Here is a 26,478-nt window from a genome sequence, read left to right as displayed (position 1 = left end):
CGCCGGCCGGACGTGGGGGTGACGGAAAGGTCCCGGCGGCTCGACGACGGAACGGGGAGACAACCCCGGCCGAATCAGTCGTCACTCGACGCCTGCCCGGTCGCGTCCGACGCGGAGCCGGGGACGGCGGCGGCCGGTTCGGGGGGCTCATCGCGCACGTCGTCGCCCTTCCCCTCGGCGATGACCTCCGCGTAGGCGTCGGGGAAGACGCGTACGAAGTCATCGAGCGCGGTCGTCCAGTCGTCGAGCAGCTCGGCCGCGCGGTCGCTGTCGGTGTAGGCGTGGTGGTTCTCGACGAGCCGACGGAGCATGCGTTCGTCGGAGTCGTCCAACGTCTCCGACACCGACACCATCCCGCGGTTCACGCGCTCGTCGAGCCGGTCGTCCGGGTCGTACACGTAGGCGACGCCGCCGGACATCCCGGCCGCGAAGTTCCGCCCGGTGTCGCCGAGCACGGCGACGGCCCCGCCGGTCATGTACTCACAGCCGTGGTCGCCGACGCCCTCGACGACCGCCTTGACGCCGGAGTTGCGGACGCCGAACCGCTCGCCGGCGACGCCGTTGACGTAGACCTCGCCCGCGGTGGCGCCGTACAGCCCGACGTTGCCGGCGACGACGTTCTCGGCGGGGTCGTAGCCGGCCTCCTCGGGCGTGTCGATCACGATCCGGCCGCCGGAGAGCCCCTTGCCGACGTAGTCGTTGGCGGCGCCGGACAGCTCCATGGTGATCCCCGACGCGAGGAACGCGCCGAAGCTCTGGCCCGCGTAGCCGTCGAACCGGCAGGTGACGGTGTCGTCCGGGAGGCCGTCGCCGCCGTGCTCGGAGACGATCCGGTTCGAGAGGGTCGCCCCGATCGCGCGGTCGACGTTCTCCACGTCGCGGGTGAGCGCGACGGGCGCGCCGTCTTCGATGGCCGGGGCCGCCTCGTCGATGAGGTCCCAGTCGAGCAGCGCCTCGATGTCGGCGTCCTCCTGCTCGCGGGTCTTCGTCCGGGCGTCGCCCGCGGGCTCGGCGATCACGGCGGAGAGGTCGAGCTCCTTCGCCTTCTCGTGGTCGGTCTCGCGCTGGGAGAGGAGGCCGGGTCGCCCGATGAACTCCTCGACTTCGGTGTAGCCGAGCTCGGCCATGATCTCGCGGAGCTCCTGCGCGATGAACGTCATGTAGTTGATGACGTGGTCCGGCTGGCCGGGGAAGCGCTGTCGGAGGTCCTCGCGTTGGGTGGCGACGCCGACCGGACAGGTGTTCTCGTGGCACTGCCGGGCCATCACGCAGCCGGCGGTGACGAGCGACGCGGTGCCGAACACGTACTCCTCGGCGCCGAGCGCGGCGGCGACCGCCACGTCCCGGCCGGTTTTCATGCCGCCGTCGGCCGTCACGCGGATGCGGTCGCGCAGGCCGGTCGCGCGGAGCATCTGGTTCGCCTCGGCGAGCCCGAGCTCCCAGGGGAGCCCCGCGTTCTTGATCGAGGTCTTCGGCGACGCGCCGGTGCCGCCGTCGTGGCCGGAGACGTGGACCACGTCGGCGTTCGCCTTCGCGACCCCCGCCGCGATGGTGCCGATGCCGGCCTCGGAGACCAGCTTCACGTTGACGTCCGCCTCCGGGCTGGCGGCCTTCAGGTCGAAGATCAGCTGTTTGAGGTCCTCGATCGAGTAGATGTCGTGTTGCGGCGGCGGCGAGATGAGCCCGACGCCGGGGGTGGAACACCGGACGTGCGCGATCATCTCGTTGACCTTCTTCCCGGGGAGGTGACCGCCCTCGCCGGGCTTCGACCCCTGCGCCATCTTGATCTGGAGCTCGTCGGCGCTCGCGAGGTACTCGGAGGTGACGCCGAACCGACCCGAGGCGACCTGTTTGACGTTACACTCTTTCTCCGTGCCGAACCGCTCCGGAGGTTCGCCGCCCTCGCCCGTGTTCGACTTCGCGCCGAGCCGGTTCATCGCGATCGCGTTGTTCTCGTGGGCCTCCGGCGAGATGCTCCCGAGGCTCATCGCGGCCGTCGAGAAGCGCTCGACGATCGACTCGACGGGCTCGACCTCGTCGACCGGGACGGGGTCGCGGTCGGACTCGAACTCGAGGAGGCCGCGGAGCGTCTGGAGCTCCTCGGACTGGTCGTTGACCAGCTCGGCGAACTCCCGGTACTGCTCGTAGTCGCCGCCCCGGACCGCCTGCTGGAGCGTGCCGACCGTCTGGGGGTTCCAGCCGTGCTTCACGCCGGACGAGCGGTGCTCGTACTCGCCGACCGTCTCCAGTTCGGGGTCGGCGCCGAAGGCCATCGCGTGGCGCGTGCGGAGGTCGTCTTCGATCTGCTCGGCCCCGATCCCCTCGGTGCGGATCTCGGTCCCCTCGAAGTACTCGGCGACGAACTCGGAGTCGAGCCCGACGGCCTCGAAGATCTGCGCGCCCTGGTACGACTCCATCGTCGAGATCCCCATCTTCGCCATCGTCTTGAGGAGGCCGTCCTCCAGCGCGTGGCGGTAGGCGGCGAGCGCCTCGTCCTCGTCCGCTCCGTCCGGACCGGCGACCACGTCGGCGATGGAGGCGTACGCGAGGTACGGGTCGACGGCGTCCGCGCCGTAGCCGACCAGCGTCGCGATGTGGTGGACCTCGTGGGGTTCGCCGGACTCGACGACGATACCCGCGCGGTTGCGCAGCCCGTTGCGGACGAGGTGGTGGTGGACCGCGCCGGTCGCGAGCAGGCTCGGCACCGCGAGCCGGTCCGGACCGACCGCTCGGTCGGAGAGGACCACGGCGTCGGCGCCGTCCTCGATGGCGGTCGCAGCGTCCTCGCGGATCCGGGTTACGGCGTCGACGAGCGAGGCGTCGCGGTCGTACGTCACGTCCACGGTGACGGAGGTGAACGCTTTTTGGCCCGACTCGCCACCTCCCGGCGAGCGCTCGCCAGGACCGGGGAGATCGCGCAGGGCGGCCGTCTCCGCGTCCGTGAGGATCGGGGTGTCGGAGACGATCTGCTCGGCGTGTTCGGGCGTCTCGTCCAGCAGGTTCCGCTGGTTGCCGATCCGGGTCTCCAGCGAGGTGACGAGCTCCTCGCGGATGTAGTCGATCGGCGGGTTCGACACCTGCGCGAACAGCTGTTTGAAGTAGGTGAACAGCGGGCGGTCGACGTCGGCGAGCACCGACAGCGGAGTGTCGTCGCCCATCGACCCGACCGGGTCCTTCCCGTCTTTCGCCATCGGTTCGACGAGGTGGTTCAGCGAGTCGGTGGTGTAGCCGAACGCGGCCTGCTGAGCGCGGACGGTCGGCTCGGCCTCGTCGTCCACCGTGTCGCCGTCGTCAGCGGCCGCATCGATCCCCGCGGCGACCGCGTCCTCGTCGACGATCTCGTCGAGGTCGACCTGCCGCTCGGCGACCCACTCCCCGTACTTCCCGTCGGTGAGTTCTTCGAACACCTCGTCGTCCGGGACGATCCGCCCCTCCTCGGGGTCGGCGACGAAGATCTCTCCGGGCTGGAGCCGACCACGGCGGGTCACGTCCGCCGGCTCGGTCGGGAGCGCGCCGACCTCGCTGCCGACGATCAGCCGGTTCTCCTCGGTCACCTCGTACCGGCAGGGGCGGAGCCCGTTCCGGTCTAAGACGCCGGCGACGCGGTCGCCGTCGAAGCCGATCACGAGGGCCGGGCCGTCCCACGGCTCCACAAGGGAGGCGTGGTAGTCGTAGAAATCCGCGCGGGGCTGATCCATCAGTTCGTCGTCGCGGAACGCCTCCGGGATCAGCATCCGGAGGGTGTGCGGGAGGTCGCGCCCCGCCTGCAGGAGGAGCTCGACCGCGTTGTCGACGCTCGCGGTGTCGGACTGGTTCGGGTCGTCGATCACCGGCTTGATCGTGTCGAGCTCGGCGCCGAACGCCGGGTGCTCGAGGTCGTTCTCGCGGGCGCGCATCCAGTTGACGTTCCCCCGGATCGTGTTGAACTCGCCGTTGTGGACGATGTTGCGGTACGGATGCGCGAGGTGCCACGCGCCCAGCGTGTTCGTCGAGAACCGCGCGTGGACCAAGGCGACGTGGCTCGCGAAGCGCTCGTCGGTCAGGTCAGTGTAGTAGCCGGCGAGCTGCGACCCCTTCAGCAGGCCCTTGTACACGACGCGCTGGCGGTCGAGCGAGCAGACGTAGAAGCGCCCCGCCCCGTCGACCTCCGACACCGCGTTCTCGATCTCGCGGCGCGCGGCGTACAGCGCGCGGTCGAACCCGCGGATCTCCGGATCGGCCTCGTCCGGACGCGTCTCCTCGCTGGTGAATCGTTCCGCGAGACCGGCGCCCTCGACCGGCGCGACGAACAGCTGAGAGACCTCCGGCTCGGAGTCGAGCGCGGTCGCACCGAGGTCCGCGTTCTCCGTCGGGACGGAGCGCCACTCCAAGACCTCCAATCCGTACACGGAGAACACCTCCGCGATGACGTCGTGGATCTCGGCCTGCACGCTCGGTTCGGTCGGCATGAACACGGAGCCGACGGCGTACTCCTCGGGGAGGTCGGCGTCGACGACCTCGCGGAAGAAGTCGTCCGGGCGCGCGACCATGATGCCGGCGCCGTCACCGGTGTTCTCTTCGGCGCCCGTCGTTCCCCGGTGTTCCAGGTTCTCGAGCAGTTCGACGGCGTCGGTAACCGTCTCGTGACTCGGGTCGCCGTCGAGATCGACGATTCCGCCGATCCCGCAGTTCGAACGCTCGTCCGTTGCCGCCGCAAGCCCCCCACCGTGGCCCGAGAGATCCCGCTCCGATACCTCCCGGGTGTTACTACGTGGCTCGGTCATGGTACACACTCTGGATCCATCACTTAAAGGTATGACCCTGATAGGGGTAGGATCCCTCGTACACACATTAGGGAATATAAGGTAATTATTCATCAGGGGTGAGTATGGAAGGTGCGCCTCCGGTTCGATCAGAAGATACCCGATCGTGAGTAAAAACACAACTCGTTCCCCACGTATCCGAGACGAATGGGGCCGAATATGCGTTACGGGACCGTAATCGTCAAAGACGCACTCAGGAGCCGTCCCGGAGCGCTTCGCGTCTGACGCCGGAGAGCCGATCGCAGCCGGCCGTGATGACGAACGGGAGCCCGACGGTCGTCGGAGGTGTGCGCGAGAAGTGCCGGCGAGTGAAACGGGGCTGCTGTGAGCGAAGTGCGCGGTCAGGAGGAAGCGGGAGACACCGAGATGAAGCGGGGCGTACGAGAAGCGGACGCCGAATCCGCTCCGGCCGGTCGACCCGGGGTCACTCGCTCAGCGGGGTGAACGTCCCGTTGATGTCCCACTCGTGGATACAGTAGACGTTCCCGGCTTCGCCGTCGATCTGCCACCCGTCGGCGTCGTCGTCCCACCGCTCCTCGCGGCCGCACAGCTCGCATTCGCGCTCTCGTGGCGGGGTGATGGTGACGCTCATGCGCGGACAAACGGCGCGGTCCAGCAAAAGGATACCGCCGTCGTCGCGGCGGCCCCGCACTCGACCGCGGATCAGCGGCCCCGCAGTCGCCGACTCGCGGTGAGGAGGACCAGCGCGAGGGCGGCCAGCGAGTGTAGGGGAACGAACCCGGGAACGTCCTCGGCGGTCGTCCGGATCGGCGCGTCTTCGTAGGTCGGCGTCGGTCGTTCCGACCCGTCGCCACCCGTTTCGCTGCTCGTCGTTTCCGTCTCACCGGTCGCTCCGCTTCCGACGCCGCTCGCCTCGGCGTCGCTCGCTCCCGCACCGGTTGTGGACGTTTCTCTACCCCCGGGCCCCCCGGTCGCTGTCGTGTCCGACGCGGTGCCCGGTCCGGCCGGAGCCGGTGCCCAACGGTTGGCGTCGGGGCGAGATCCGAACCCGATCGCTCGGGTGGGATCGAACGGGGCGATCGGCGTTTCGCTCCCGCCGACTCCCGCGGCACCGTCCTCGTCCGGCCCGGTCGGCCGATCGCCGACGGATCGGCCAGGTGGATTCGACCCCCCGGCCGCGCCCCCTGCGGTGCCCCCCGTTCTCCCGACTCCGGCCGATCTGGTCGGTCCGCTCGGTCCACTCGGCCCGGTCGCTCTGCCGGCCCCGCCTCCCCCGCCTGCGCCTCCCGCTTTGCCGCCGCTCCTACCGCCGCCGCTCCTACCGCCGCCGACGGGTCCGCCGGACGCGATCCGGTCGGCGCCGCCAGACGGCCCGTTCCGTTCGGGATCGACGAACGTCACCGTCGAGGTCACGCGGTGACCGCCCGGCGCGTCCGACGAGGCCTCGCGGAGCCGGTCGTCGGTGACGCGGAACGCGGCGGTGAACTCCGCTCCGGGCTCCGGCTTCCCGTCGGACGGGAGGGCGTCGGTGCCGTCGGTGACCACGTAGAGCCCGGTCTCGTCGACGTGGACGGTCGAGTCGCGTGGGATCTCCCCGTTCGCGCCGTTTGCGGCCACTTCGTCTTCGCCCGCGGACGGCCGGACGCCGAACTCGATCCCGTCGAGGCGGTCGAGGTCGGCACCCGTCTCGGGCGTGGCGTTCCGCGCTGCCGGCAGTCCGGTCAGCCCGGACGCGTTCACCGCGTAGACCACCGTGTCGTTCGCAGTGACGCGCTCCGATCGCGAGAGGGCGCCGCTCTCGATGGCGTCTCGTACCGCTGCGGCGCTCCCGAGGCCTGCCCGATCCGCTTCCGTCCCCGCGTACGTGGTGAGTCCGTTCGTCGAGCGCCGCGTGAGTGTCACGGTCCGGTTGTCACTCGTCGCGGCGAGACCCTGTTCCGAGCGAACCTCGATCTCGTAGGTGCCCGGCTGAAGCGTCGCGTTTTGCCCGGGTTCGGTGACGGATTCGATCGAAGACCCTGCTCCCGTCACGGCCATGCTCTCGTTCAGCGACCCGTTTGCGGCCGCGTACGTGTTGAACCGGAGCGTCGTCCGTCCCTTGTTGGGTGTCGCAAGTTTGATCGTGGCGGCTGTTGTGTTGGTACTCAGATCGTCAAGGCGGACAAGAGATGTATTATATGTAGATGAGATTTCAACAGGAAGAATCTGACCTATGGAAACGGGATCTGCTGACCCCGGAAGGCTTGATATGGTGGCTTTCTCATTTAATACAGTCACATTTCTATTAATTGCTTCACCAGTATTGGTATTTATAAATTCTACTTCGTATTCCCCACTTTCAGAAACACTCACCGATTTATTCACGGTATCACTACCAACAATCCGGAACGTATCTTCTTTTGCCACTGAATCCTTTTGGATACTAGTGGCTATATGCCGAGGAGGCTCGGTAGCAGCAAATTCCGCGACTATTCCATTTTCGACTGATGTAGTTGGGGTATTCGGTGTTAGTGTAGTATTAACAACAGTAATTTGCGTCTGGTTGATATTTGATTCTGACCGGATCTCATACGCTCCTTCTGAGAGGTCTGTAGTGTTGATGACGCTAGTACCCTCATAACTACGAATGGGGCTATGTTGCAATTCTTGTCCTCTAGAAATTATTGATATTGAATCGGATCCGTTTGATTCTACTCTAATATGTGAACCCTGCGCTGCAACAATATCTGTCTCATGTTCAATGCTGTGAGCAACCCTTAGAGGCGAATACTCTGTCTTAGGATATTCACTATTGTAGTGCTTTGACTCAAGGTCATTCACGAGTACCTCTTTTATATATGAGAGTTCTCTACTGGGGTCTGTACTATCTAACAAAATAGTGATTCTGTTCTCATCGATTCTATAATATCTATGATCTTCGCCTATTCTAATATTTTTCATAGATTTATTGAAAAAGTTTATAGATATATTTCCACTTTCATTACTTATTTCTGTATTAAATACTAATGAGAGATTAGAAGTGTGATTACCCAGGTGCGAAGATCTATTGACATAATGTACCGGTTCTTGAAGTACTTCTAATTGAACTGGGAATTGAACTGAACGGCTATTTGCTGCATAAATAACATCGGTATTTGGCTTCTCCACTCCGGGGTGAATTGTTGCTGCAAGTTCTGTCTCACCACTTATGTTCTCTCCAGCAATCTCGATCTCTTTTTTGACTCCTTGTGATTCTCCCAATTGTCGCTCCAATTTTCCATCATCGGATCTTTTCCAAATGACCACGTAATCCGTACGGTTGGTTAGTTTCAAACTATTGAGTGACACAGTTTTTGTCTTATCATTATATGAGTCACCTGAAATACTAACATTGGATGGAGAATGTATACTAAACTGGACAAGCCAATCAGAGCCGCCTTGCTCTACCCTGTATTCGATACTTTCATCTAATAGAGACAATTTTTCATCATACATGCTCACATCTGTCGTGTCTATATTTGATATTTCCACATTGAACTCTGACCCATCTAACACCGAATTATCAACGACGACCGTCGCGCTTTCCTTATCTTTGTTTTTAATGTAGACATCTGAAGGAGACACATCGTCTCGATCAGGCACAGTGTATGACGAATTTGAACCGTCAAGATCAGCTCCCCTACTAACAAGAGAGCCTACGCGAATTTTCACATTTTTCTCATCACCTCGTGTTTTAATTCCACTAATTGTTTGGTTCTCATTACTACCAATCTCAATATCTTCCGCCTCACTCACATTCCAAACTGCCCCGCTAACCGACATTATCCCAACCCCAATGACGGACAAAAAGGCGACTGAGAGAACGAGGGTACAGACTACCGCACACCGAATCGTTAGTCGCTGTTTCATTGTTGAGTCTCCGGCTGCGAGAACAGCGGTTCTCGGGGACTCAGGCCGCGGATCGCGACAGTGGAAGCCCGTCCCGCTGTCTCACAACGCGCGGTGGTCGCATTCGGTCGGATTGCTTATAAGTGAATTACGGACCGGGAAGCTTCCGCCTGCGGAAACATCTCCGGTAAAAGGGGCGTAGTCGGCGGATTCCGGACAAGCGTACTGCGGTAGAGTATGGACTCTCTAGCCGGAGTTGTTGGGTTAAACGGACCGCAAATAGGGCGTTAGTGTTCGACCTGCCCCATCAGGGACAGCAGCGAGTCGGAGGCGTCGACGGCGGCGGGGTGGACGCCGATAAGCGCGATCACGTCCTCGTCGTGTTGGACCGTCCCGACGTACAGGTACACCGGAACGTCTTCCACTTCTCCGCTCTGTCCGTTGCCGGCGTTGACCTCCGCGTTGACGGTCGTTTCGAAGATCGCGATCTCCACCTCTTTGTCGAGAACGGTTCGAGTCTCCGACCCCCGCTCTTCGATGTCACTCGTCTCGATCTCGGTGTCGTTGCCGCCGATGCCGCGCTGATCGACCTGTTCTAACAACCGTCGGATCAGCTCTGCGTCGTCCGCGCGGACGAGCGGGTTGACGGACTGCCCGCCCACCGACGCGTCCGGAGTGCTTGCCACGGACAGCGCGGATCCGTTGTCCGCGTTCTCGTACCTGGTAATCCACGTCGTCGCGGACAGCTGCGCGTTCACGCCGGCCACGTCGAACTCCTGTTCGACGGTGAACGACTCCGGCTCCTCTCCGTCGTACCCCGCTTCGGACGCGGCCGGGGACGGGACGGTTGCCGGCTCCGCGTCGAACTCGTAGTTACCGTTCTCGCCGCCGGCGCCGGCACACCCGGCGACCGCGACGGCTGACGATGCGGCGATCGCCGCGAGCAGTCCGCGTCTATGCATACCTACCGATACGCCCGATGAGACGGTTAAGCGTATCGTCGAGGGTGTACCGATCTGATAATTTCGCAGTCGCGTGGCCTCTGGCCGGTACCCTTCGGTCTGCTAACTGGTCGCTCGTGAGGCGGCCACGGCGCGGTTCGGCGGCGAAGTCGAAGGCACAAAGTTCACGGTGTGTCGCGCGCGAGGTGAGCCAAATGGAACGCCGAGGACAAACCGGGCTGGTGGAAGCGCTCCTCCTTGACGTCGTTCGCCTCCACGAGACGTGGATGGAGGTCGTCTTTCCCCGACAGCTCGATCCGAGCGCGGTGTTGGGGAAGTGGAAACCCGAGACTTCCGTCCAGACGGTCGGATACTACCTCTGGGCGGTCGTCGGGGCACCGCTCGTGGCGGTGGCGTATCCACTGCTTCTCGTCGGGTTCGCCACCCGGTACTACGCGGCGAAGCTCGACTCTGCGGTCACGCGGTTCGGTGTGCTCGGCGCGGTGATCGTCGCCACGGTCGTCTGGGGCTCTTTGACCCTCCTCGCGCACTTCCAACTGCCGACCGAGGTGATGCTTGGTATCGGCGGCGCCAGCGTCGTCGCCGTGGTCGCCGCCGGGCTCGCAGCCGGGTTCTCGAAGACCGGCGGACGGTTCGTTAGCGTCCTCCTCGCGTACCCGTTCGCGATGACGGCGATCTTCCTGCCGCCGGTCGTCGCCGGGCTGCTCACGCCCTCGATCTCGAACGTGGTCCTCGACCCGAGCTACGAGCTCGCGCGCTGGATCCTCGACACGTTCCTCGCCGTCGGCGGGATCAACGAGACGCTTCGCGGCGCCTTCGACCTGGAGACGTTCGGACAGCAGTGGGGCGTCACCGGGCTCGGCTACGTCCTGATGTGGGTCGGGATCTCCGTCCCGCTCGGCTGGTTCCTCGGCCTGCTGGTCGCGCTGGCGAACCTCATCCGCCCGAAGCCGGAGAACTGAGCTGCCGCGACGAGCGACGATATCTTCGGCGTCGCCGTCTCGCTACGGCTCTCGGTCGAACCGCTCGCTCGCGGTCTCGAATGCGGACTCCGACTGCTCCTTGCTCCGGCGACTCTCTCTCGCGGCGATCGCCTCGGGATCGGGACTGGCGTCGTCGTCGATCCGGGCGAACGACTTGTGGACCTTCGTGTGACACCAGCGACACAGAGCGACGGTGATCTCGTGTGGACCGGCGTCCTCGGAGTCGGGAGAATCGGGCGAACCAGAGGCGGCGTCCCCGTACGACAGGTGGTGCTCCTCGACCAGCGGGCGGGCGTCGTCGTGGGCCAACCGGACCTCCGGCAGCCCGCATCGGGAGCATTCGCGTCCGTCCGTCGTCGATCGGTACTGCGGGCAGGCACGCCACGCGCTCGCTTCGCCGACGTGACAGCGGTAGCCGTCTCTGCGGCGTTCGGCCGCGAACTCGCGGTCGTCGCCGGCTCGCGTCAGCGCGAACCGACAGCGACCGTCGTCGGTGAGGTGGTCGCAGACGCCCGCGACCGCGTACGGGTCGTCGACGCCGACCGGGGTGCCGTCCGGCGTGCGTTCCACGTTAACTCACCTCAGATGAGGCTCGCGCCGTCGAGATCGGTCCGACCGTACTCGACGTCGAGCAGGCGCAGGAGCGTGGGCGCAACGTCGAGGAGGTCCGCGTCCTCGACTTTCGCGTCCGGGTGATCGATGAACAGGGCGGCGTCCTCGAACGTGTGCATTCCCGTCCGCGGGCCGTCCGAATCGAACACCGCGCCGCGGGGACGGAATCCGGCCTTGAGGTCGAACCCCTCGTGCGGGACCACCACGAGGTCGGGTGCGATGGCGTCGTGGTCGCCGCGGAACACCGTCTCGCGCTCGACGACCCGCTTCGCCACCGGGTTTCCGTTCGGGCCTTCCCACGCCTCGAGTTCGGTCCGGAGCTCCTCCCGGACCGCTTCGTACTCCGATTCGGGGACGACACCGTCGGGCTCACGGCCCTCCACATTGAGATAGAAGCGACCGGGAACGAGCGAGTACGCGCGGGCGTCGTCGTCGATGTCGGACAGCGAACCGTGGTCGTCGCCGTCGTACGAGAGCCACCCCTCGCGTTCGAGCCACTCGTTGCAGTACACGTCGTGTTGGAGCCGCGTGAACCCGTGCGTGGAGCCGACGACGAGCCGCACGTCGTTCGGGAGCGCCGTCCGGATGGCGCCGATGTGCTCGTCGAGCGCGGCGTAGAACGCCAACACGTCATCGCGGTAGGGGCCGCCGTCCTCGTAGTCACCCCACAGGAAGTGGTTGATCCGGTCCGGGGTGGAGAACACGCCGACGAACAGGTCCCAGTCGTCCCGCTCCACGTAGCGGGTGAACGCCTCCGCACGGGCGTCGAGGGTCTGGCGGGCCTGTTCGACGAACGCCGTCTTATCGTCTCGGTGGCCGAGCTTCGCGTTGACCGACAGCCGGTAGTCGCTCTCGGTGAGGTACTCCCGGAGCTCCTCCGGGTGGGCGGCCTTGTCGACGTCGGGCGAGAGGTAGCCGGAGACCATGCGCTGAACCGTTCGCTGCGGCGGGAAGGTGACGGGGACGTTCATCACGGTCGCGTCGAGGCCGGCGTCGGTCGCCCGGTCCCACACACGCGTCGCCTGCACGTCGCGGCCCATGGGAACGTAGGTGTCGTACGAGCCGACCTCGCGGTCTTGGAAGCCGTAGACGCCGGTCTCGCCGGGGTTCACGCCGCTCGTGAGCACCGGCCAACACGCGCTCGATTCCGGCGGCACGGCGCTGTCGATCGGTCCCCCGTCGCCCTCGTCGGCGATCGCCGACAGCGTCGGAAACGTGTCCGGATTGTCGGCGACGAGGCGGTGGGGAAGCCCGTCGATCCCGATGAACGCCACGCGGGGCGTGTCGTTCCCTCGCAGCCGGTCGAAGAGGCCCATAGGGGTACATCCGGCGTGGAGGGCAAAAGGGTTCACATCGCTTTCCGGACCTGTCGTCCCCGATGTCGGCGCCGCTCCTCTCGGGAGCCTTTTGAGGGCGGACCGTCACGGTGGCGCATGGAGACGCGACGCACGCTTCTCGTCGACGCGTTCGCGGACGAGCCGCTGGCCGGGAACGTCGCCGGCGTCGTGCCGGACGCCGCGGGGCTGGACGACGACCGGATGGGACGGATCGCCGCGGAACTCGGTGCGTCGGAGACAGCGTTCCTGTTCGACGCCGGCGATGACAACGCCCCTGATGGCGATGCTCCCGGTGCCGATGCCGCCGCCGCCGACGCCGACGAGCGGCTCCGATACTTCACGCCCTCGACCGAGGTCGATCTGTGCGGCCACGCCACGATCGCGACCTACGGCGCCCTGTTCGCCGAGGGCGCGATCGACGCCGGCGACCGGACTCTCCGGACCAACGTCGGCGACCTCGAGATTACGGTCGACGACGACGGAACCGTCTGGATGCGACAGAACCCGCCGACTGTCGACGTGATCGAGACGGCGGACGACGGCTCCACCCTCGATGCGGGCCGCCTCGGCGACGCGCTGGGGATCGACCCCGCGGCGCTGCGCGACGTGGGCGCCGACCTCCCGGTCGCGGTCGCCTCGACCGGGCTGCCGTGGCTCGTCGTCCCCGTGAACTTCCTCGAACGGCTCGGCGAGGCCGACCCCGACACGGCGGCGATCGAGGCGATCTCCGAATCGCACGACGTGGCCGGCGTGTACGCGTTCACGTTCGACACGCTCGACGCCGACTCGACGCTCCACGGGCGCGCGTTCGCCCCGGCGGTCGGAGTGTCCGAGGACCCCGTGACCGGGACCGCCAGCGGCGCGGTCGGGGCCTACCTCCGCGAGGTCGACGCGTTCGACGGCGATGCCCCGGACGAGCTGCGCTTCGAGCAGGGCCACTTCATCGATCGCCCCGGTCACGTCCGCGTCCGGGTCGACGGCGACGCGGTGCGCGTCGGCGGGCGGGCGGTCGTCTCGATGGACGGCGAACTGCGGGTGCCGCCGGCGGACGACGACGAGATCATCGAGGCGTAGCGCCGCGCTGCCCGGGGGTTGACCGCGCTGTCCAGCCGGTGACGCCGCCGCCGCGAGCCGAACCCTTAGGGTCTCGCGAGCCGTACCGTGGACATGAAGTTCGACCTTCCGCGTGCGGCCGGTATCGTCGCGCTCATCGTCGTCCTCGGAACCGCCGGAGTCACCTTCGGGACGCCGATGGAGCTTCAGACGACGCTGATGATGGTGCTCCCCTCGATGCTCGTCTTCGGTGCCATCGCCTTCGTCGTCGGGATGAAACACGGCGAGTTCCGCGCGACGCAGGTCTGAGACGGCGAACACGCAGATGGCGAACACGCCCCCGACGCGTTGCGACCCTGTGGCGCCCTCGAATCACGACGCTTTTTAAAATACCGACGACAAGCCCGATTCGTGCTAGTCGGGTCGCCGCTCACGGAACTCCTGTTGCTCGCCGGCGGCGCCGCCCTCCTGTACCTCGGCGCCGAACTGCTCGTCAAGGGCGCCAGCGATCTCGCGCTCGCCGTCGGGCTGAAAGCGTCGACGGTCGGGGTCACCGTCGTCGCGTTCGCGACCACGGCCCCCGAACTGTTCGTCTCGGTGCTCGGCGCGCTCACGGTGTCGACCGACACCGGGCTGGGTGCGATCGTCGGATCGAACATCGCCAACATCGGGCTGGTGTTGGGGATCTCCGCGCTGATCCGCCCGATCGCGGTCTCTCAGACCGTGTTCAGGCGTGACGTTCCGTTTATGGTACTCGCCGCGCTGCTGCTCGTCGGCTTCGGCTGGGACGGCCGGGTCGGCGCGTTCGAGGGCGTCCTCCTGCTCGCCGTCCTCGTCGCGTTCACCGGCGTCATCCTGCGACGGGTCCAGCAGACCCAGTCGGGCATCTCCGACGCCGATCGCGACGGGATGCCGGACGCGCGCCTCCGCGACGCGGTCCTCGTCGTCGGCGGCATCGTCGCGCTGGTCCTCGGCTCTCGCTGGCTGGTCGAGGGCGGACAGTCGCTGCTGTCGGCGGCCGGGTTCTCCGACATCTTCATCGGGCTCACGGTGCTGGCGCTGGGGACCTCGCTGCCGGAGTTAGCTGCGAGCGTCGTCGCCGCGATCCGCGGCGAAGCGGAGTTCAGCGTCGGCAACGTCGTCGGGTCGAACATCTACAACATCCTCGCGGTCATCGGCATCGTCGCCGTCATCACGCCGATCAGCGTGAGCCCCGGCGTACGCGGCTTCGAGTTCCCCGCGCTGCTCGCGTTCACCGCCCTGCTCGTCGTGGTGATGTACCGCGGGGACCACATCACCCGGGTCGACGGCGGCGTTCTCGTCGTCGGCTACGTCGCGTTCATCTACCTGTTGCTGCCGTGAGCGCGCGGTCGGTGCCGCCGCGGACGGTGTGATGCCGGAGTGCCGCCGCGGACGGTGTGATGCGGATCCGACGAGGCGACGTGCGGTCGCGCGCCACGGGGGCACTTCGACGGGCAGTGACCGACTCAGAACCGCGACCGAACCGACGGCTATTCGGTCGCCCGCCCCCGACCGGGAACCGTGATAGCGATCGTCGTCAGCCGGGCCGACAGCGCCTCCGAACACATCGGGGAGCACCTGCTCGACATCGGCGACTGGGAGCGCCGCGACGACCCGAGTCGCCCCGACGCCGCCGGCGGCGGGACGTACTACCGGACCGACGGGTTCGAACTGCGGGAATTCGACGACCTCCACATAGACTTGGACGACCCGGCCACCGCCTTCGACTGCGACCCCGCGTTCCTCGCGTTCGTCTCGCGGCACTCCGGCGAGACGGGGGAACTGCTGACCGCCCACGTCACCGGCAACTTCGGTCCCGCACCGTACGGCGGCGAGCCGGAGACGCTGGCGCGCGCCGCGCCGGGCGCCGAGAAGCGCGTCGTCGAGGCGCTGGCGTCGCACGCCCCCGACGGGTACGACGCGGGGATCGAGTGCACCCACCACGGGCCGACGGCCACCGCCGTCCCCTCGCTGTTCGTCGAGCTCGGCTCCGACGAGCCGCAGTGGACCGACCCCGAGGCGGCGCGGGCGGTCGCGCGGGCGGTGCTCGATCTGCGCGGAACCGGCGCGCATCTGGTGGGCGACAGCGGGGAGACGGTCGACGAGACGGCCGACGAGACCGCCGCCGACTCCCCGCCCCGGCACGTCGTCGGCTTCGGCGGCGGCCACTACGCTCCGCGGTTCACCCGGATCGTCCGCGAGACCGAGTGGGCGGTGGGCCACGTCGGCGCCGACTGGGCGCTCGGAGAACTGGGCGCGCCCGACGCGAACCGCGACGTTATCGAGCAGGCGTTCGCGCGGAGCCGCGCTGATCTGGCGGTCATCGAGGGCGACCGGCCCGACCTCGCGGCGACGGTCGAGGACCTCGGTCACCGCGTCGTGACCGAGACGTGGGTGCGCGAGGTCGGCGACACCCCCCTATCGCTGGTCGAGCGGCTCGAGGCGGACGTCGCGACGGTCGACGAGGGGCTCCGGTTCGGCGAGGTCGTCCCCGAAACTCCCGACGGTCTCCGCGTCAAGGCGCTTCCGGCGGCCCTGCTCTCGCGGGCGCAGGGCGTGGACGCGGCCGCGGCCCGGGCGGCGGTGGAGACGAACACTGTTGCCTTCGACACCGAGCAGGCCGGGACGCGAGCAGCGGGCCGGGCCGCGTTCGGCGTCGCCGAGAGTTCGCCCGGATACGACGACCTCGTCGCTGACCTCGCGGACGTGTTGGAGCGCGGCTACGACGCCGTCGAGGTCAGTGACGATGCCGTGGTCGCTCGCGAGACGGCGTTCGACCCGGGGCTCGCCGCGGAGCGGGGCGTCTCGGAAGGGCCGGCGTTCGGGCGGCTCGCCGAGGGGGAGTCGATCGAAGTCGACGGCGAGACCGTCGCGCCAGAGGACGTGTCGGAGGCGCGGACGGAGCGGTTCCCGATCGAGTGACAGTGTGGTTCCCGATCGGGTGGCGGCCTCGACGGCGACCCGACGGCGACCCGACGGCGACGCAGCGGAAGCGCGGCGGTCGACCTATTTGTTTTTGATCGGTGATACGCGGGCTTCGGCGGCTCTGGAGACCGTCTCCGGCCGTCTGACTCGCGTCAGACGATCGGGCAAAAATAAATACGTCCGGGTCGCAACCACACCATATAATGGACTCTATTGTAGAGGACGCCATCGACGAAGCCGAGGAATCCCCGGCGGACGGCGCCGGGGAGGACGGCACCGGCGGGAACGACGCCGCCGCCGGCGCCCCGCCACAGACCGGGACGATGACCGACGAGGAGCTGCAGGATGTCCTCCAGGATCTCCAGACGAACATCACCGTCGTCGGCTGTGGGGGCGCCGGCGGCAACACGGTTAACCGGATGACCGAGGAGGGGATCCACGGCGCGAAGCTGGTCGCCGCCAACACCGACGTTCAGCACCTCGTCAACATCGAGGCCGACACGAAGATCCTCATGGGCCAGCAGAAGACGCAGGGGCGCGGCGCCGGCTCCCTCCCGCAGGTCGGCGAAGAGGCCGCCATCGAGTCCCAAGAGGAGATTCAGGACGCCATCGACGGCTCGGACATGGTGTTCGTCACCGCCGGGCTCGGCGGGGGCACGGGGACCGGGTCGGCTCCGGTCGTCGCCAAGGCCGCCCGCGAGTCGGGCGCCTTGACGATCGCCATCGTCACGACGCCGTTCACGGCCGAGGGCGAGGTCCGGCGGACGAACGCCGAGGCCGGCTTAGAGCGACTCCGCGACGTGAGCGACACCGTCATCGTCGTCCCCAACGACCGACTCCTCGACGCGGTCGGGAAACTCCCCGTCCGGCAGGCGTTCAAGGTGTCCGACGAGGTGCTGATGCGCTCGGTGAAGGGGATCACGGAGCTCATCACGATGCCCGGGCTGGTCAACCTCGACTTCGCCGACGTTCGCACGGTCATGGAGAAGGGCGGCGTCGCGATGATCGGGCTCGGCGAGTCTGACTCCGACTCGAAGGCGCAGGACTCGGTGAAGTCGGCGCTCCGCTCGCCGCTGCTCGACGTCGACATCTCCGGCGCGAACTCCGCGCTCGTCAACGTCACCGGCGGCACCGACATGTCCATCGAGGAGGCCGAGGGCGTCGTCGAGGAGATCTACGACCGCATCGACCCCGACGCGCGGATCATCTGGGGGACCTCCGTCGACGAGGAGCTGGAGGGCGAGATGCGGACCATGATCGTGGTGACCGGCGTCGAGTCGCCCCAGATCTACGGCCGCAACGGTGAGGTCTCCGACGGGGAGGCCGCTCCCGAGATGGAAGACATCGACTACGTCGAATAACCGCTCGGTCGACGGTGGCGTTCGGTCGTTCGCCGACTTCCTTCTGCCGCTGCCGGTGTCTCTCCTTCTCGTTCCGTCCGCCTCGCATCAAAAGGTAAAAACCGGATCGACTCCAACCACCACGTAACATGGACGTTCCGTACGACCTCAACAGCTACATTCGGGTGCTGAAACTGGCGAGCACGCCGGGCACCGACGAGTTCCTCCAGGTGTCGAAGATCGCCGGAGCCGGCATCCTCCTCATCGGCTTCATCGGCTTCCTGATGTTCGCGATCATGAGCCTCCTTCCGGGGGTCGGCGCGTAATGCCCATCTTCTCGGTGAAGACCACCGCGAGCCAGGAGCGGACGGTCGCCGACATGCTCGCGGAGAAGGAGATGCCGGAGATCCAGGCCGTCATCGCTCCCGATCAGCTGACGAGCTACGTGATGGTCGAAGCGACGGACGGCAGCGTGTTCGCCCGGATCCTCGACGAGATCCCCCACGCCCGCGGCGTGATTCAGGGCTCCGAGGGGCCGGCACGGAGTCCCTTCTCCGAGGTCGAGCACTTCCTCTCGCCGACCCCCGACGTGGAGGGGATCGCCGAGGGCGACATCGTCGAGCTGATCGCCGGGCCGTTCAAGGGCGAGAAGGCCCGCGTCCAGCGGATCGACGAAGGGAAAGACCAGGTGACCGTCGAGCTGTACGAGGCGACCGTCCCGATTCCGGTGACCGTTCGCGGCGACCAGATCCGCGTGCTCGACTCGGACGAGCGGTAAGCGGTCCGACTTCTCTCCGTCTCCGTTTTCGCGCTCGCCGATCCGACGGATCGTCGGCAACGACAAGGGCTTTATCCGCTGACGACTGACGGTTCGGACATGTTCGGTTCCGGCGTGCCGGCAGTTCTGAGCCTGCTGCCGGACACGTTCACGTTCGCGTGGCTCGTGGCGATCCTCTTCGCCGTCGCGTGGCTGCTCGACAGCCGCGGGCTGGCGGCGGGCCGGTCGATCGCGGCCGGCACGTGGGCGCTGTTCGGGCTGTTCTGGCTGTCGACGGTGCCGTACTTCGCGTTCGAGCACCAGAGCTACGTTGAGTCGATCCTCGCGCTCGTCGGGGTACCCGCCTGCATGTACGCCGGGTACCTCCTGTACAACGGGCGGGCGTCGCTGTTCACCCTCACGCGAGCGATCGCGATCATGCTGTTCATCTACCTCCCGTTCGAGACGATCCCGGCGTTCTCGCTCGCGGGAGTCGCGTTCCCCGAGCCGCGCCGGATCCTCATCGAGGCGGTCGCGACGCAGACCGGGATGCTCATCGACCTCCTCGGCTACGCCCCCGAGCGGGTGGCCAGCAGCGAGGGATACGACGCCGCCTACCTGTGGACCCTTGACGACGGCCACACCTACCGGATCGACATCGTGCTCGCGTGCACGGGGCTCGGGAGCATGGCGATCTTCGGCGGGCTCGTCGCCGCGGTCGACGCGCCCCTCCGACGGAAGCTCCGCGGGCTCGCGGTGTCGGTCTCGCTCATCTACGTCCTCAACATCCTCCGCACGACGTTCATCTCGGTCGTCGCTGGCAACCAGTACATGCAGTGGTACCCGGACCTCGTGTTGCTGATGTTCGGCGCGAGCGACCCCTACCGAGTGTCGTTCCTCATCTCCGACCGGATCATGAGCCAGCTGCTCGCGGTCGTGGCGCTGATCGGGATCACGTTCCTCGTGGTGCGCGAGCTGCCGGAGCTCGTGGTCATCCTCGAAGACGTGCTGTACCTGCTCACCGGCGAGGAGCACGACCTGACCGAGGCGCTCGATCTCCCGCGGGAGCCGACGAACCGCTGACGCGGCGTCGCGGAGACGTGTCGCGCCGAGTTATATATCAGTATATAGTAAGCTATAGGCGTCGCTGTCGACTGTTTCGCGTATGAGCGCGATGACTCGGTCGGAGCGGACCCCGGGAGGCCGGCGGCGGGCGCAGCGACAGTGGGCTCGGCGCCGGCGGCGAGGTGACGCCGCGTGTTGAGCGCCGTCGACCCGCTGGTCTACCTCCAGACGAACGTCGCGAAGCTGGTCTTGGCGACCGCGTTGGGAATGTTCCTCGGGTTAGAGCGGGAGTGGTCCCAGAAGTCCGCGGGGATCCGGACGTTCGCGCTGATCAGCCTCGCGGCGGCCGTCTTCTCGCTGCTCGGCGACGGCGGGCTCCTGCTCGTCGGCGGGGCGCTGATCGTCGCCATCGCGGTGCTGCTCGCGGTCCGGAGCTTCGTCGAGGAGGAGGTCGACGGGCTCTCCCTGACCACGTCGGTGTCGATGCTCGTCACGTACGGGGTGGGCGCGCTCGTCTCCGAAGGGTTCTTCATCGAGGCGGTGACGGTGGCCGTGCTCTCCTCGCTGCTGCTGGTGTTGAAACGCGAGCTCCACCAGTTCGCGTGGGGCCTCTCGCGGGAGGAGGTTCGCAGCGCGGTCGAGTTCACGATCCTCGCGTTCGTCGTCTTTCCGCTGCTCCCGGCGGAGACGATCGACCCGTGGGGCGCGGTCCAGCCGCGGCTCATCTGGTCGCTGGTCGTCGCGGTCAGCGCCATCGGCTTCGTCAACTACGTGCTCGTGAAGCGGTACCAGGGGCGCGGATACGCGGTCACCGGGTTCTTCGGCGGACTCGTGAACTCCACCGCGGTCGTCGCGGAGATGGCCAAGCGCGCGAAGGGGCGGGCGGACCTGCTCGACATCGCGGTCGGCTCGATCCTGCTGGCGAACGCCGCGATGGCCCTCCGGAACGCCGCCGTCGTCGCCGCGTTCGTTCCCGAAGCCGCCCTGATCGTCGGCGCGCCGCTGGGCGCGATCACGGTCGCCGGCGTGGGGATCGCGGTGTGGCGCAGCGACTGGCGGACGACGATGGAGGCGGAGCTCACCTCGCCGTTCAGCCTCCGGAACGCCCTGACGTTCGGGGCGCTGTTCCTCCTCGTGCTGGTCGTTTCGGCGGGCGCCGAGCGCGCGTTCGGCGCGGGCGGGTTCGTCGCCACGTCGTTCCTCGCTGGGCTCGTCTCCTCCGGGACGGCGACGACCACGGCCGTCTCACTTTTGGGGACCGGACAGATCACCGTCGACACCGCGGTCACGGGGGTCGTCGCGGGGACGCTCGCGAGCGTCCTCGTGAAGACGGCGTTCGCCGCGAGCATCGCGCGCGAGCTGATCCGGCCGGTGTTGTTCTGGAACCTCGTGTTGATCGCGGCGGGGATGGCTGTCGGCGTGCCGCTGCTGCTCCTGTAACCGCCTGGGGCTCTTGCCGCCCCGGTTAGGACAGGTGTTCGGCCACGTCGGTCGACGAGACCATGCCGACGTAGTCGTCGTCGACGACGGGGAGGTGTTTCACGCCGTACATCGTCATCATCGCCGCGACCTCCTCCATCATGAGATCGGGCGTCACGGTCTCGACGTTTTCGGTCATCACGTCGCGAACCACCGCACTGTCGAGGTCTCTGCCCGCGGCGACGGCTCCGACGATGTCGCTTTGGGTGACGATACAGCCCCCGCCGGTCGTCACGACGAGCGCGCTGATGTCGTCCCCGTTCATCCGCCGGGCCGCCTCTCGGAGCGGCTCGTCGGCTCCGATCGTTTCGAGCGGCGTCGACATGACCTCGCTGACGCGAGTCCGGTCGTTCAAATCCATACTGTGTGATGTGATAGCATATTTGATTACTCTTCCGGTAGGCGACCCCTCCGGTCACCCCGACTTCCGCGGCGGGGCGGCGAGCGGCTCACCGCTGCCCGGAGAGGTACGCCGTGAGGTCGGTCGTCGAGACCATCCCGACCAGCTGGCTCTCCGCGTCGACGACCGGCAGGTGCGTGTACCCCTCGTCCGTCGGCTCCGCGAGCTCCTCGACGGAATCGTCGGGAGACACGGTGGCTATCTCCGTCGTCATGAACGCCTCGACGGGCGTCTCGTCCTCCGGGTCGTTCCGCCGAACGAGCGACACGAAGTCGGTCGCGGTGATCAGACCGGCGAGGCGCCCGTCGTCGTCGACGACGAGAACCGAACTCACGCCGGTTTCCAACATGCGTTCGGCCGCGTCCGCTGCGGCCGCCCCCGATCCGATCGTGACGAGCTCGGTCGACATCAGCCGCTCGACTGGGATATCGGTCATGTGGTATGGTGACGCGAGATGGGAATATCAAACGACCGGTCGCTGGGGTCGGACGCCCCGCCGCGCTCACTCCTCGACGAGGTCCGCCGGCGCGCCCGCCAGCCCGGCGAGCGCGTCGGCCTCGACGTGGTGAAGGTCGCCGGGGATCACGAGCAGGTGGAGCGGGTCGCCGAACTCGCGGTCCGCGAGCGCGCTCAGGCGGTCCGCGGCGACGACCGAGTCGGGCGATCCGGCGCGGGCGACGACGACCGCGAGCGCGTCCTCCCACCCGTCGGCGAGCAGGCCGGCGGCGACGTCGGCGGTCATGTACTCCTCGTGATCCGGGTCGGGGCCGGTCGGCCCGGTGCCGACCTTGATGTCGAGGTAGACGACGGTGTGGAGCCCCCGCTCGCGGTTCGCCTCGATGGTGTCGACCACGCTTCCGGGCACGTCGTCGCCGCCGTGGGCGTACGGGAACGGGAGCGTCGTCGCCTTCCCGAACCGGTAGTTCTGGAGCCCGGTCAGGCTCGACGCGGCCGACTGGGCGGTCACGCCGTGGATCACGCGGGTGTCGATCCCGCGCTCCTCGGCGCGCAGCCGGAGGTCGGTGTGGGTCGTCGAGATCATCGTGTCACCGGCGGTGAGGAACGCGGCGTGCCCGTCGTCCGCCGCCGCGAGGATCGCTTCCGGGTCCTGTTCGACGCCCTCGCGCGACCGGACCTCGATCTCCGCGTCGTGATACGCCTCCAACTCCTCGACGCCGGCGCCGACCAGTTTGCTGGTGTAAAACTCGGCGAAGACCCGGTCCGCGGACCGGAGCGCTTCGCGCCCCTCGACGGTTATCGACCGCTCGTCGTAGAGTCCGAGACCGATGAACGTGAGCATACGGTCCGTCGGGGGGCCGGCGAGTAAAAGGACGCGGAAGGGCGTCCCGATCGGAGCGGCGGACGATCGACCCACGCGGTCGGCGGCGAGCGATACGAACGGTCGCGAGAGCCGATACGGACGGTCCTACATGATCGTCTCTTGTGATTCCATAGCAAGCCCTAAGAGGTAACCAACATAACATCGACCTACGAGGCCCTCACGGGCTCACATACCATTATGACTGACGACGAACTCATCTGGCGGATTTCGGGGGGATCCGGTGACGGGATCGCTTCGACCAGCCAGAACTTCGCGAAGGCCTTGATGCGATCGGGGCTCAACGTCTTCACGCATCGCCACTACCCGTCGCGGATCCGCGGGGGTCACACCTACACCGAAGTCCGGGCGTCCTCGGACCCGGTGAACTCCCGGGGAGACGGCTACAACTTCCTGCTGGCGCTCGGCGACTCGTTCGCCCGAAACCCGCAGGAGGAGGCCGTCTACGGGAACGAAGAGATCAAGCCGCTCTCGGAGAACCTCGACGAGCTCCGCGAGGGTGGGGTCATCGTATACGACGAGGGACTGCTCGACGCCTCCGAGATTCCGAACTTCGAGGAGCGCGCCGAGGAGAACAACTGGCACGTATACCCGCTCGACCTGCGCGGCCTCGCCCGCGACATGGGGCGCGAGGTCATGCGCAACACCGCCGGCGTCGGCGCGACCTGCGCGCTGACCGGGATGGACCTCAATCACGTCGAGGACCTGATGCGCGACGCGATGCCGGAGAAGATCCTCGAACCGAACATCGAGATCCTCGAGACCGCCTACGACCAGGTCAGCGAGGAGTACGACGTGGACGCCCCGGACGTTGGGGTGCCGACCGGCGAGCACGACGAGACGCAGCTGCTCATGTCCGGCTCGGACGCCATCTCCTACGGCGCCATCGACGAGGGGTGCCGGTTCATCGCCGGCTACCCGATGACGCCGTGGACCGAGGTCTTCACCATCATGACGAAGAACCTGCCGAAGCTCGGCGGGATCTCTGAGCAGGTGGAAGACGAGATCGCTGCGGCCGCGCTCGCTGTCGGGGCCTCGCACGCCGGCGTGAAGTCCATGTCCGGGTCCTCCGGCGGCGGCTTCGCGCTGATGTCGGAGCCGCTCGGGCTCGCGGAGATGACGGAGACTCCCGTCGTCCTCGTCGAGGCCATGCGCGCCGGGCCGTCGACCGGGATGCCGACGAAGCCGGAGCAGTCCGACCTCGAGCACGTCCTGTACACCTCGCAGGGTGACTCCCAGCGCGTCGTGCTGGCACCCGGAACCGTCGAGGAGGCATACGAGCAGTCGCGGATCGCCTTCCGGCTGGCGTACGAGTACCAGATCCCGTCGATCCTCCTGTACGACCAGAAGCTCGGCGGCGAGATGACCAACGTCCCGAAGAGCCACTTCGACCGCGAGCCGAACCCGACCCTCGGGAAGACGCTCTCGGAGGACGCGCTGGCCGACGAGCCGCACTCGGCCGACGGGAAGTTCCACCGGTTCCAGCACGACGTCGAGGACGGCGTCTCGCCGCGGTCGATCCCCGGTCAGAAGGGCGGTCGCTTCCTCGCGACCGGCAACGAGCACGACCCGACCGGCCACATCGCGGAGTCGCCCGACAACCGCGTCGCGCAGATCGACCGGCGCACGGAGAAGCTGGAAGCGATCCGCGCCGACCTCGACCAGGAGGACACCGGGTCGTACGCCGGCCCCGAAGACGCCCAGTACGGTATCCTCACGTTCGGCAGCCAGCAGGGGACCGTCGAAGAGGCGGTCGGGCGCCTCAACGACGCCGGCATCTCGGTGAAGTCGTACGGCGTCTCCGACATGCTCCCCTTCCCGACGGAGCAGGTGGAGGCGTTCGTCGAGAGCGTCGACGAGGTCCTCGTCGTCGAGATGACGGCGTCCGGACAGTTCCGCGGGCTCATTCAGAAGAATCTCGGCCGCTACGGCGAGAAGCTGTCGAGCCTGCTGAAGTACAACGGGAACCCGTTCGAGCCGGCGGAGGTCGTCGACGGGTTCGAGGCCGCAATCATCGAGGGCGACGGCGATGCGTCCGGCCAGCAGACCACCTTCGTCCCAGCCGCAGGTGACTAACCAATGAGCACGTTTTCAGCAATCGGAGAGGAGCGAGAGATCGACCGCGACGAGTACACGCCCGGCGTCGAGCCCCAGCCGACGTGGTGTCCCGGCTGCGGTGACTTCAGCGTCCTGAAGGCGCTCAAGCAGGCGCTCCCCGAGGTCGGCCGCTCGCCGGAGGAGACCCTGCTGTGTACCGGGATCGGCTGCTCGGGCAAGCTGAACAGCTACCTCGACACGTACGGGTTCCACACGATCCACGGTCGCTCGCTGCCCGTGGCCCGCGCCGCGAAGCTCGCGAACCCCGACCTCGAAGTGATCGCCGCCGGCGGTGACGGCGACGGCTACGGGATCGGCGGGAACCACTTCATCCACACGGCCCGGGAGAACCACGACATGACGTACATCGTCTTCAACAACGAGATCTTCGGGCTCACGAAGGGGCAGACCTCCCCGACCAGCCCGAAGGGCCACAAGTCGAAGACGCAGCCGCACGGCAGCGCCAAGGAGCCGATCAAGCCGCTCTCGATGTCGCTGAACGCCGGCGCCTCCTACGTCGCCCGGACCGCCGCGGTCAACCCGAACCAGGCCAAGGAGATCCTGATCGAGGCGATCGAACACGACGGCTTCGCGCACGTCGACTTCCTCACCCAGTGTCCGACCTGGAACAAGGACGCGCGCCAGTACGTCCCGTACATCGACGTCAACGAGTCCGACGACTACGACTTCGACAAGACCGACCGCGTCGAGGCCGCGGAGATGATGCGCGAGACCGAGGAGTCGCTGTACGAGGGCGAGGTGCTCACCGGCCGCTTCTACGTCGACGAGGACCGCCCGTCCTACGGCGCCGAGAAGCAGTCGATCGGCGAGATGCCCGAGGAGCCGCTGGCGGAGCGTTACTGGGATGACGACTACGAGTGGGAGCGCTCCCACGACATGTTCCTCGACAAGCACGCCTGATACGGCCGTACACCGGGATCGACCGGCGGTCCCGCCGGGGTTCGTCGTCCGTTCGTCTCGTTTTTTGATTCGCAAGGTATTTTTTCCGTGGAGACAAAGCGATACTCATGAGTACGGTATCGACGGAGGAACGGATCCTGTCGGTGTTAGAGGAGGACGCACAGGCCTCCTGTGCGGAGATCGCCGACCGGGCTGACGTCTCGAAGCCGACGGTGCGGAAGTACATCGACCGCCTCGAGGAGAAGGGCGTGATCGTCGGCTACTCCGCGGAGATCGACCCGAAGAAGCTCTCGTCGCAGTCGATCGCGATGGTGGGTATGGACGTCGACTCGGGTCAGTACGTGGGCGCGACTCGCAAGCTGAAGGAGCTCGACGAGGTGCAGGCGCTGTACACCTCCTCCGGCGACCACATGCTGATGGCCGAGGTCCGCGCCGGCGACGGCGACGAACTCGGCGACGTCATCTCCGAGAAACTCCTCGGCGTCGACGGCGTCACCGCGGCGCACCCCTCGTTCCTGCAGGAGCGTCTGAAGTAACTCGCGGCGGGCGGTCCGTCC

22 protein-coding genes are annotated in these 26,478 nt (G+C 66.8%); 13 read left to right on the top strand and 9 right to left on the bottom strand.

The annotated features are described in order from the left end of the window. Positions 1-74: 74 nt before the first annotated feature. From gltB to ACT4MF_RS01405, 4 genes are all read right to left on the bottom strand, one after another. Positions 75-4,763, bottom strand: a complete 4,689-nt coding sequence (gltB, locus tag ACT4MF_RS01420; protein ID WP_444681504.1) for a glutamate synthase large subunit — start codon at positions 4,761-4,763, stop codon at positions 75-77. A 463-nt stretch (positions 4,764-5,226) separates the two neighbouring features. Further along, entirely contained in the window at positions 5,227-5,394 is a 168-nt protein-coding gene (locus ACT4MF_RS01415; protein WP_180271748.1) for an HEWD family protein, read from the bottom strand. 71 nt (positions 5,395-5,465) lie between these two features. Continuing rightward, a complete protein-coding gene (locus tag ACT4MF_RS01410; protein WP_444681503.1) occupies positions 5,466-6,800 on the bottom strand; it encodes a hypothetical protein in 1,335 nt (444 codons plus the stop codon). A 2,117-nt stretch (positions 6,801-8,917) separates the two neighbouring features. Beyond that, the gene (locus ACT4MF_RS01405) at positions 8,918-9,592 is read right to left on the bottom strand and encodes a DUF6517 family protein (protein WP_444681502.1); all 675 of its coding nucleotides are present in this window, start codon (positions 9,590-9,592) and stop codon (positions 8,918-8,920) included. 221 nt (positions 9,593-9,813) lie between these two features. On the opposite strand from ACT4MF_RS01405, the gene ACT4MF_RS01400 reads away from it, so the two are divergent. Then, entirely contained in the window at positions 9,814-10,554 is a 741-nt protein-coding gene (locus ACT4MF_RS01400; protein WP_099255059.1) for a hypothetical protein, read from the top strand. 42 nt (positions 10,555-10,596) lie between these two features. Here the strand turns inward: ACT4MF_RS01400 and ACT4MF_RS01395 are convergent, their stop codons facing one another. Both ACT4MF_RS01395 and ACT4MF_RS01390 read right to left on the bottom strand, forming a co-directional pair. Beyond that, positions 10,597-11,145, bottom strand: coding sequence for a DUF7097 family protein (locus ACT4MF_RS01395; protein ID WP_099255054.1), 549 nt, complete (start codon positions 11,143-11,145; stop codon positions 10,597-10,599). An 11-nt stretch (positions 11,146-11,156) separates the two neighbouring features. Next, on the bottom strand, positions 11,157-12,503 hold the full coding sequence (locus tag ACT4MF_RS01390; protein WP_444681501.1) for an alkaline phosphatase family protein: 1,347 nt from the start codon (positions 12,501-12,503) through the stop codon (positions 11,157-11,159). 117 nt (positions 12,504-12,620) lie between these two features. On the opposite strand from ACT4MF_RS01390, the gene ACT4MF_RS01385 reads away from it, so the two are divergent. From ACT4MF_RS01385 to ACT4MF_RS01345, 9 genes are all read left to right on the top strand, one after another. Then, the gene (locus tag ACT4MF_RS01385; protein WP_444681500.1) at positions 12,621-13,598 is read left to right on the top strand and encodes a PhzF family protein; all 978 of its coding nucleotides are present in this window, start codon (positions 12,621-12,623) and stop codon (positions 13,596-13,598) included. 93 nt (positions 13,599-13,691) lie between these two features. Next, the gene (locus tag ACT4MF_RS01380; protein ID WP_099255051.1) at positions 13,692-13,886 is read left to right on the top strand and encodes a DUF7333 family protein; all 195 of its coding nucleotides are present in this window, start codon (positions 13,692-13,694) and stop codon (positions 13,884-13,886) included. Between the two features lie 102 nt (positions 13,887-13,988). Beyond that, positions 13,989-14,939, top strand: a complete 951-nt coding sequence (locus ACT4MF_RS01375) for a calcium/sodium antiporter (RefSeq protein WP_099255050.1) — start codon at positions 13,989-13,991, stop codon at positions 14,937-14,939. A gap of 180 nt (positions 14,940-15,119) precedes the next feature. Further along, complete coding sequence (locus ACT4MF_RS01370; RefSeq protein ID WP_444681499.1) at positions 15,120-16,520, top strand: D-aminoacyl-tRNA deacylase; 1,401 nt, start codon at positions 15,120-15,122, stop codon at positions 16,518-16,520. Between the two features lie 206 nt (positions 16,521-16,726). Beyond that, positions 16,727-17,884: a cell division protein FtsZ gene (gene ftsZ, locus ACT4MF_RS01365; protein ID WP_099255049.1), complete on the top strand. Its 1,158-nt coding sequence runs from the start codon at positions 16,727-16,729 to the stop codon at positions 17,882-17,884. Positions 17,885-18,012: 128 nt separating this feature from the next. Then, entirely contained in the window at positions 18,013-18,189 is a 177-nt protein-coding gene (locus ACT4MF_RS01360; protein WP_099255048.1) for a protein translocase SEC61 complex subunit gamma, read from the top strand. Next, the gene (locus ACT4MF_RS01355) at positions 18,189-18,641 is read left to right on the top strand and encodes a transcription elongation factor Spt5 (RefSeq protein ID WP_004050001.1); all 453 of its coding nucleotides are present in this window, start codon (positions 18,189-18,191) and stop codon (positions 18,639-18,641) included. The genes ACT4MF_RS01360 and ACT4MF_RS01355 overlap by 1 nt, the downstream gene beginning before the upstream one ends. Before the next feature lie 99 nt (positions 18,642-18,740). Continuing rightward, positions 18,741-19,703 (top strand): archaeosortase A, encoded by a 963-nt coding sequence (artA, locus tag ACT4MF_RS01350; RefSeq protein WP_444681498.1) that lies wholly within the window; start codon positions 18,741-18,743, stop codon positions 19,701-19,703. 174 nt (positions 19,704-19,877) lie between these two features. Further along, positions 19,878-21,125, top strand: coding sequence for an MgtC/SapB family protein (locus ACT4MF_RS01345; RefSeq protein ID WP_444681497.1), 1,248 nt, complete (start codon positions 19,878-19,880; stop codon positions 21,123-21,125). Positions 21,126-21,150: 25 nt separating this feature from the next. Here ACT4MF_RS01345 and ACT4MF_RS01340 read toward each other — a convergent pair whose 3' ends face one another. From ACT4MF_RS01340 to dph5, 3 genes are all read right to left on the bottom strand, one after another. Continuing rightward, the gene (locus ACT4MF_RS01340) at positions 21,151-21,525 is read right to left on the bottom strand and encodes a CBS domain-containing protein (RefSeq protein ID WP_099255045.1); all 375 of its coding nucleotides are present in this window, start codon (positions 21,523-21,525) and stop codon (positions 21,151-21,153) included. 88 nt (positions 21,526-21,613) lie between these two features. Further along, positions 21,614-22,000 carry a CBS domain-containing protein gene (locus ACT4MF_RS01335; RefSeq protein WP_099255044.1) on the bottom strand — a complete coding sequence of 129 codons (387 nt, stop codon included), beginning with the start codon at positions 21,998-22,000 and terminating at the stop codon, positions 21,614-21,616. Between the two features lie 66 nt (positions 22,001-22,066). Then, the gene (gene dph5, locus ACT4MF_RS01330) at positions 22,067-22,864 is read right to left on the bottom strand and encodes a diphthine synthase (protein ID WP_444681496.1); all 798 of its coding nucleotides are present in this window, start codon (positions 22,862-22,864) and stop codon (positions 22,067-22,069) included. 219 nt (positions 22,865-23,083) lie between these two features. Between dph5 and ACT4MF_RS01325 the strand changes: the two genes are divergently transcribed. The 3 genes from ACT4MF_RS01325 (at position 23,084) to lrpA1 (ending at position 26,457) form a co-directional block, all read left to right on the top strand. After that, positions 23,084-24,979 (top strand): 2-oxoacid:acceptor oxidoreductase subunit alpha, encoded by a 1,896-nt coding sequence (locus ACT4MF_RS01325; protein WP_444681495.1) that lies wholly within the window; start codon positions 23,084-23,086, stop codon positions 24,977-24,979. 3 nt (positions 24,980-24,982) lie between these two features. Beyond that, positions 24,983-25,921, top strand: coding sequence for a thiamine pyrophosphate-dependent enzyme (locus ACT4MF_RS01320; RefSeq protein WP_099255041.1), 939 nt, complete (start codon positions 24,983-24,985; stop codon positions 25,919-25,921). A 107-nt stretch (positions 25,922-26,028) separates the two neighbouring features. Beyond that, a complete protein-coding gene (gene lrpA1, locus ACT4MF_RS01315) occupies positions 26,029-26,457 on the top strand; it encodes an HTH-type transcriptional regulator LrpA1 (RefSeq protein ID WP_099255040.1) in 429 nt (142 codons plus the stop codon). Positions 26,458-26,478: the final 21 nt, after the last annotated feature.

The organism is Halorubrum sp. FL23, assembly GCF_052439115.2.
Lineage (GTDB): Archaea > Halobacteriota > Halobacteria > Halobacteriales > Haloferacaceae > Halorubrum > Halorubrum persicum.
This window is presented reverse-complemented; position numbering and strand designations above follow the sequence as displayed.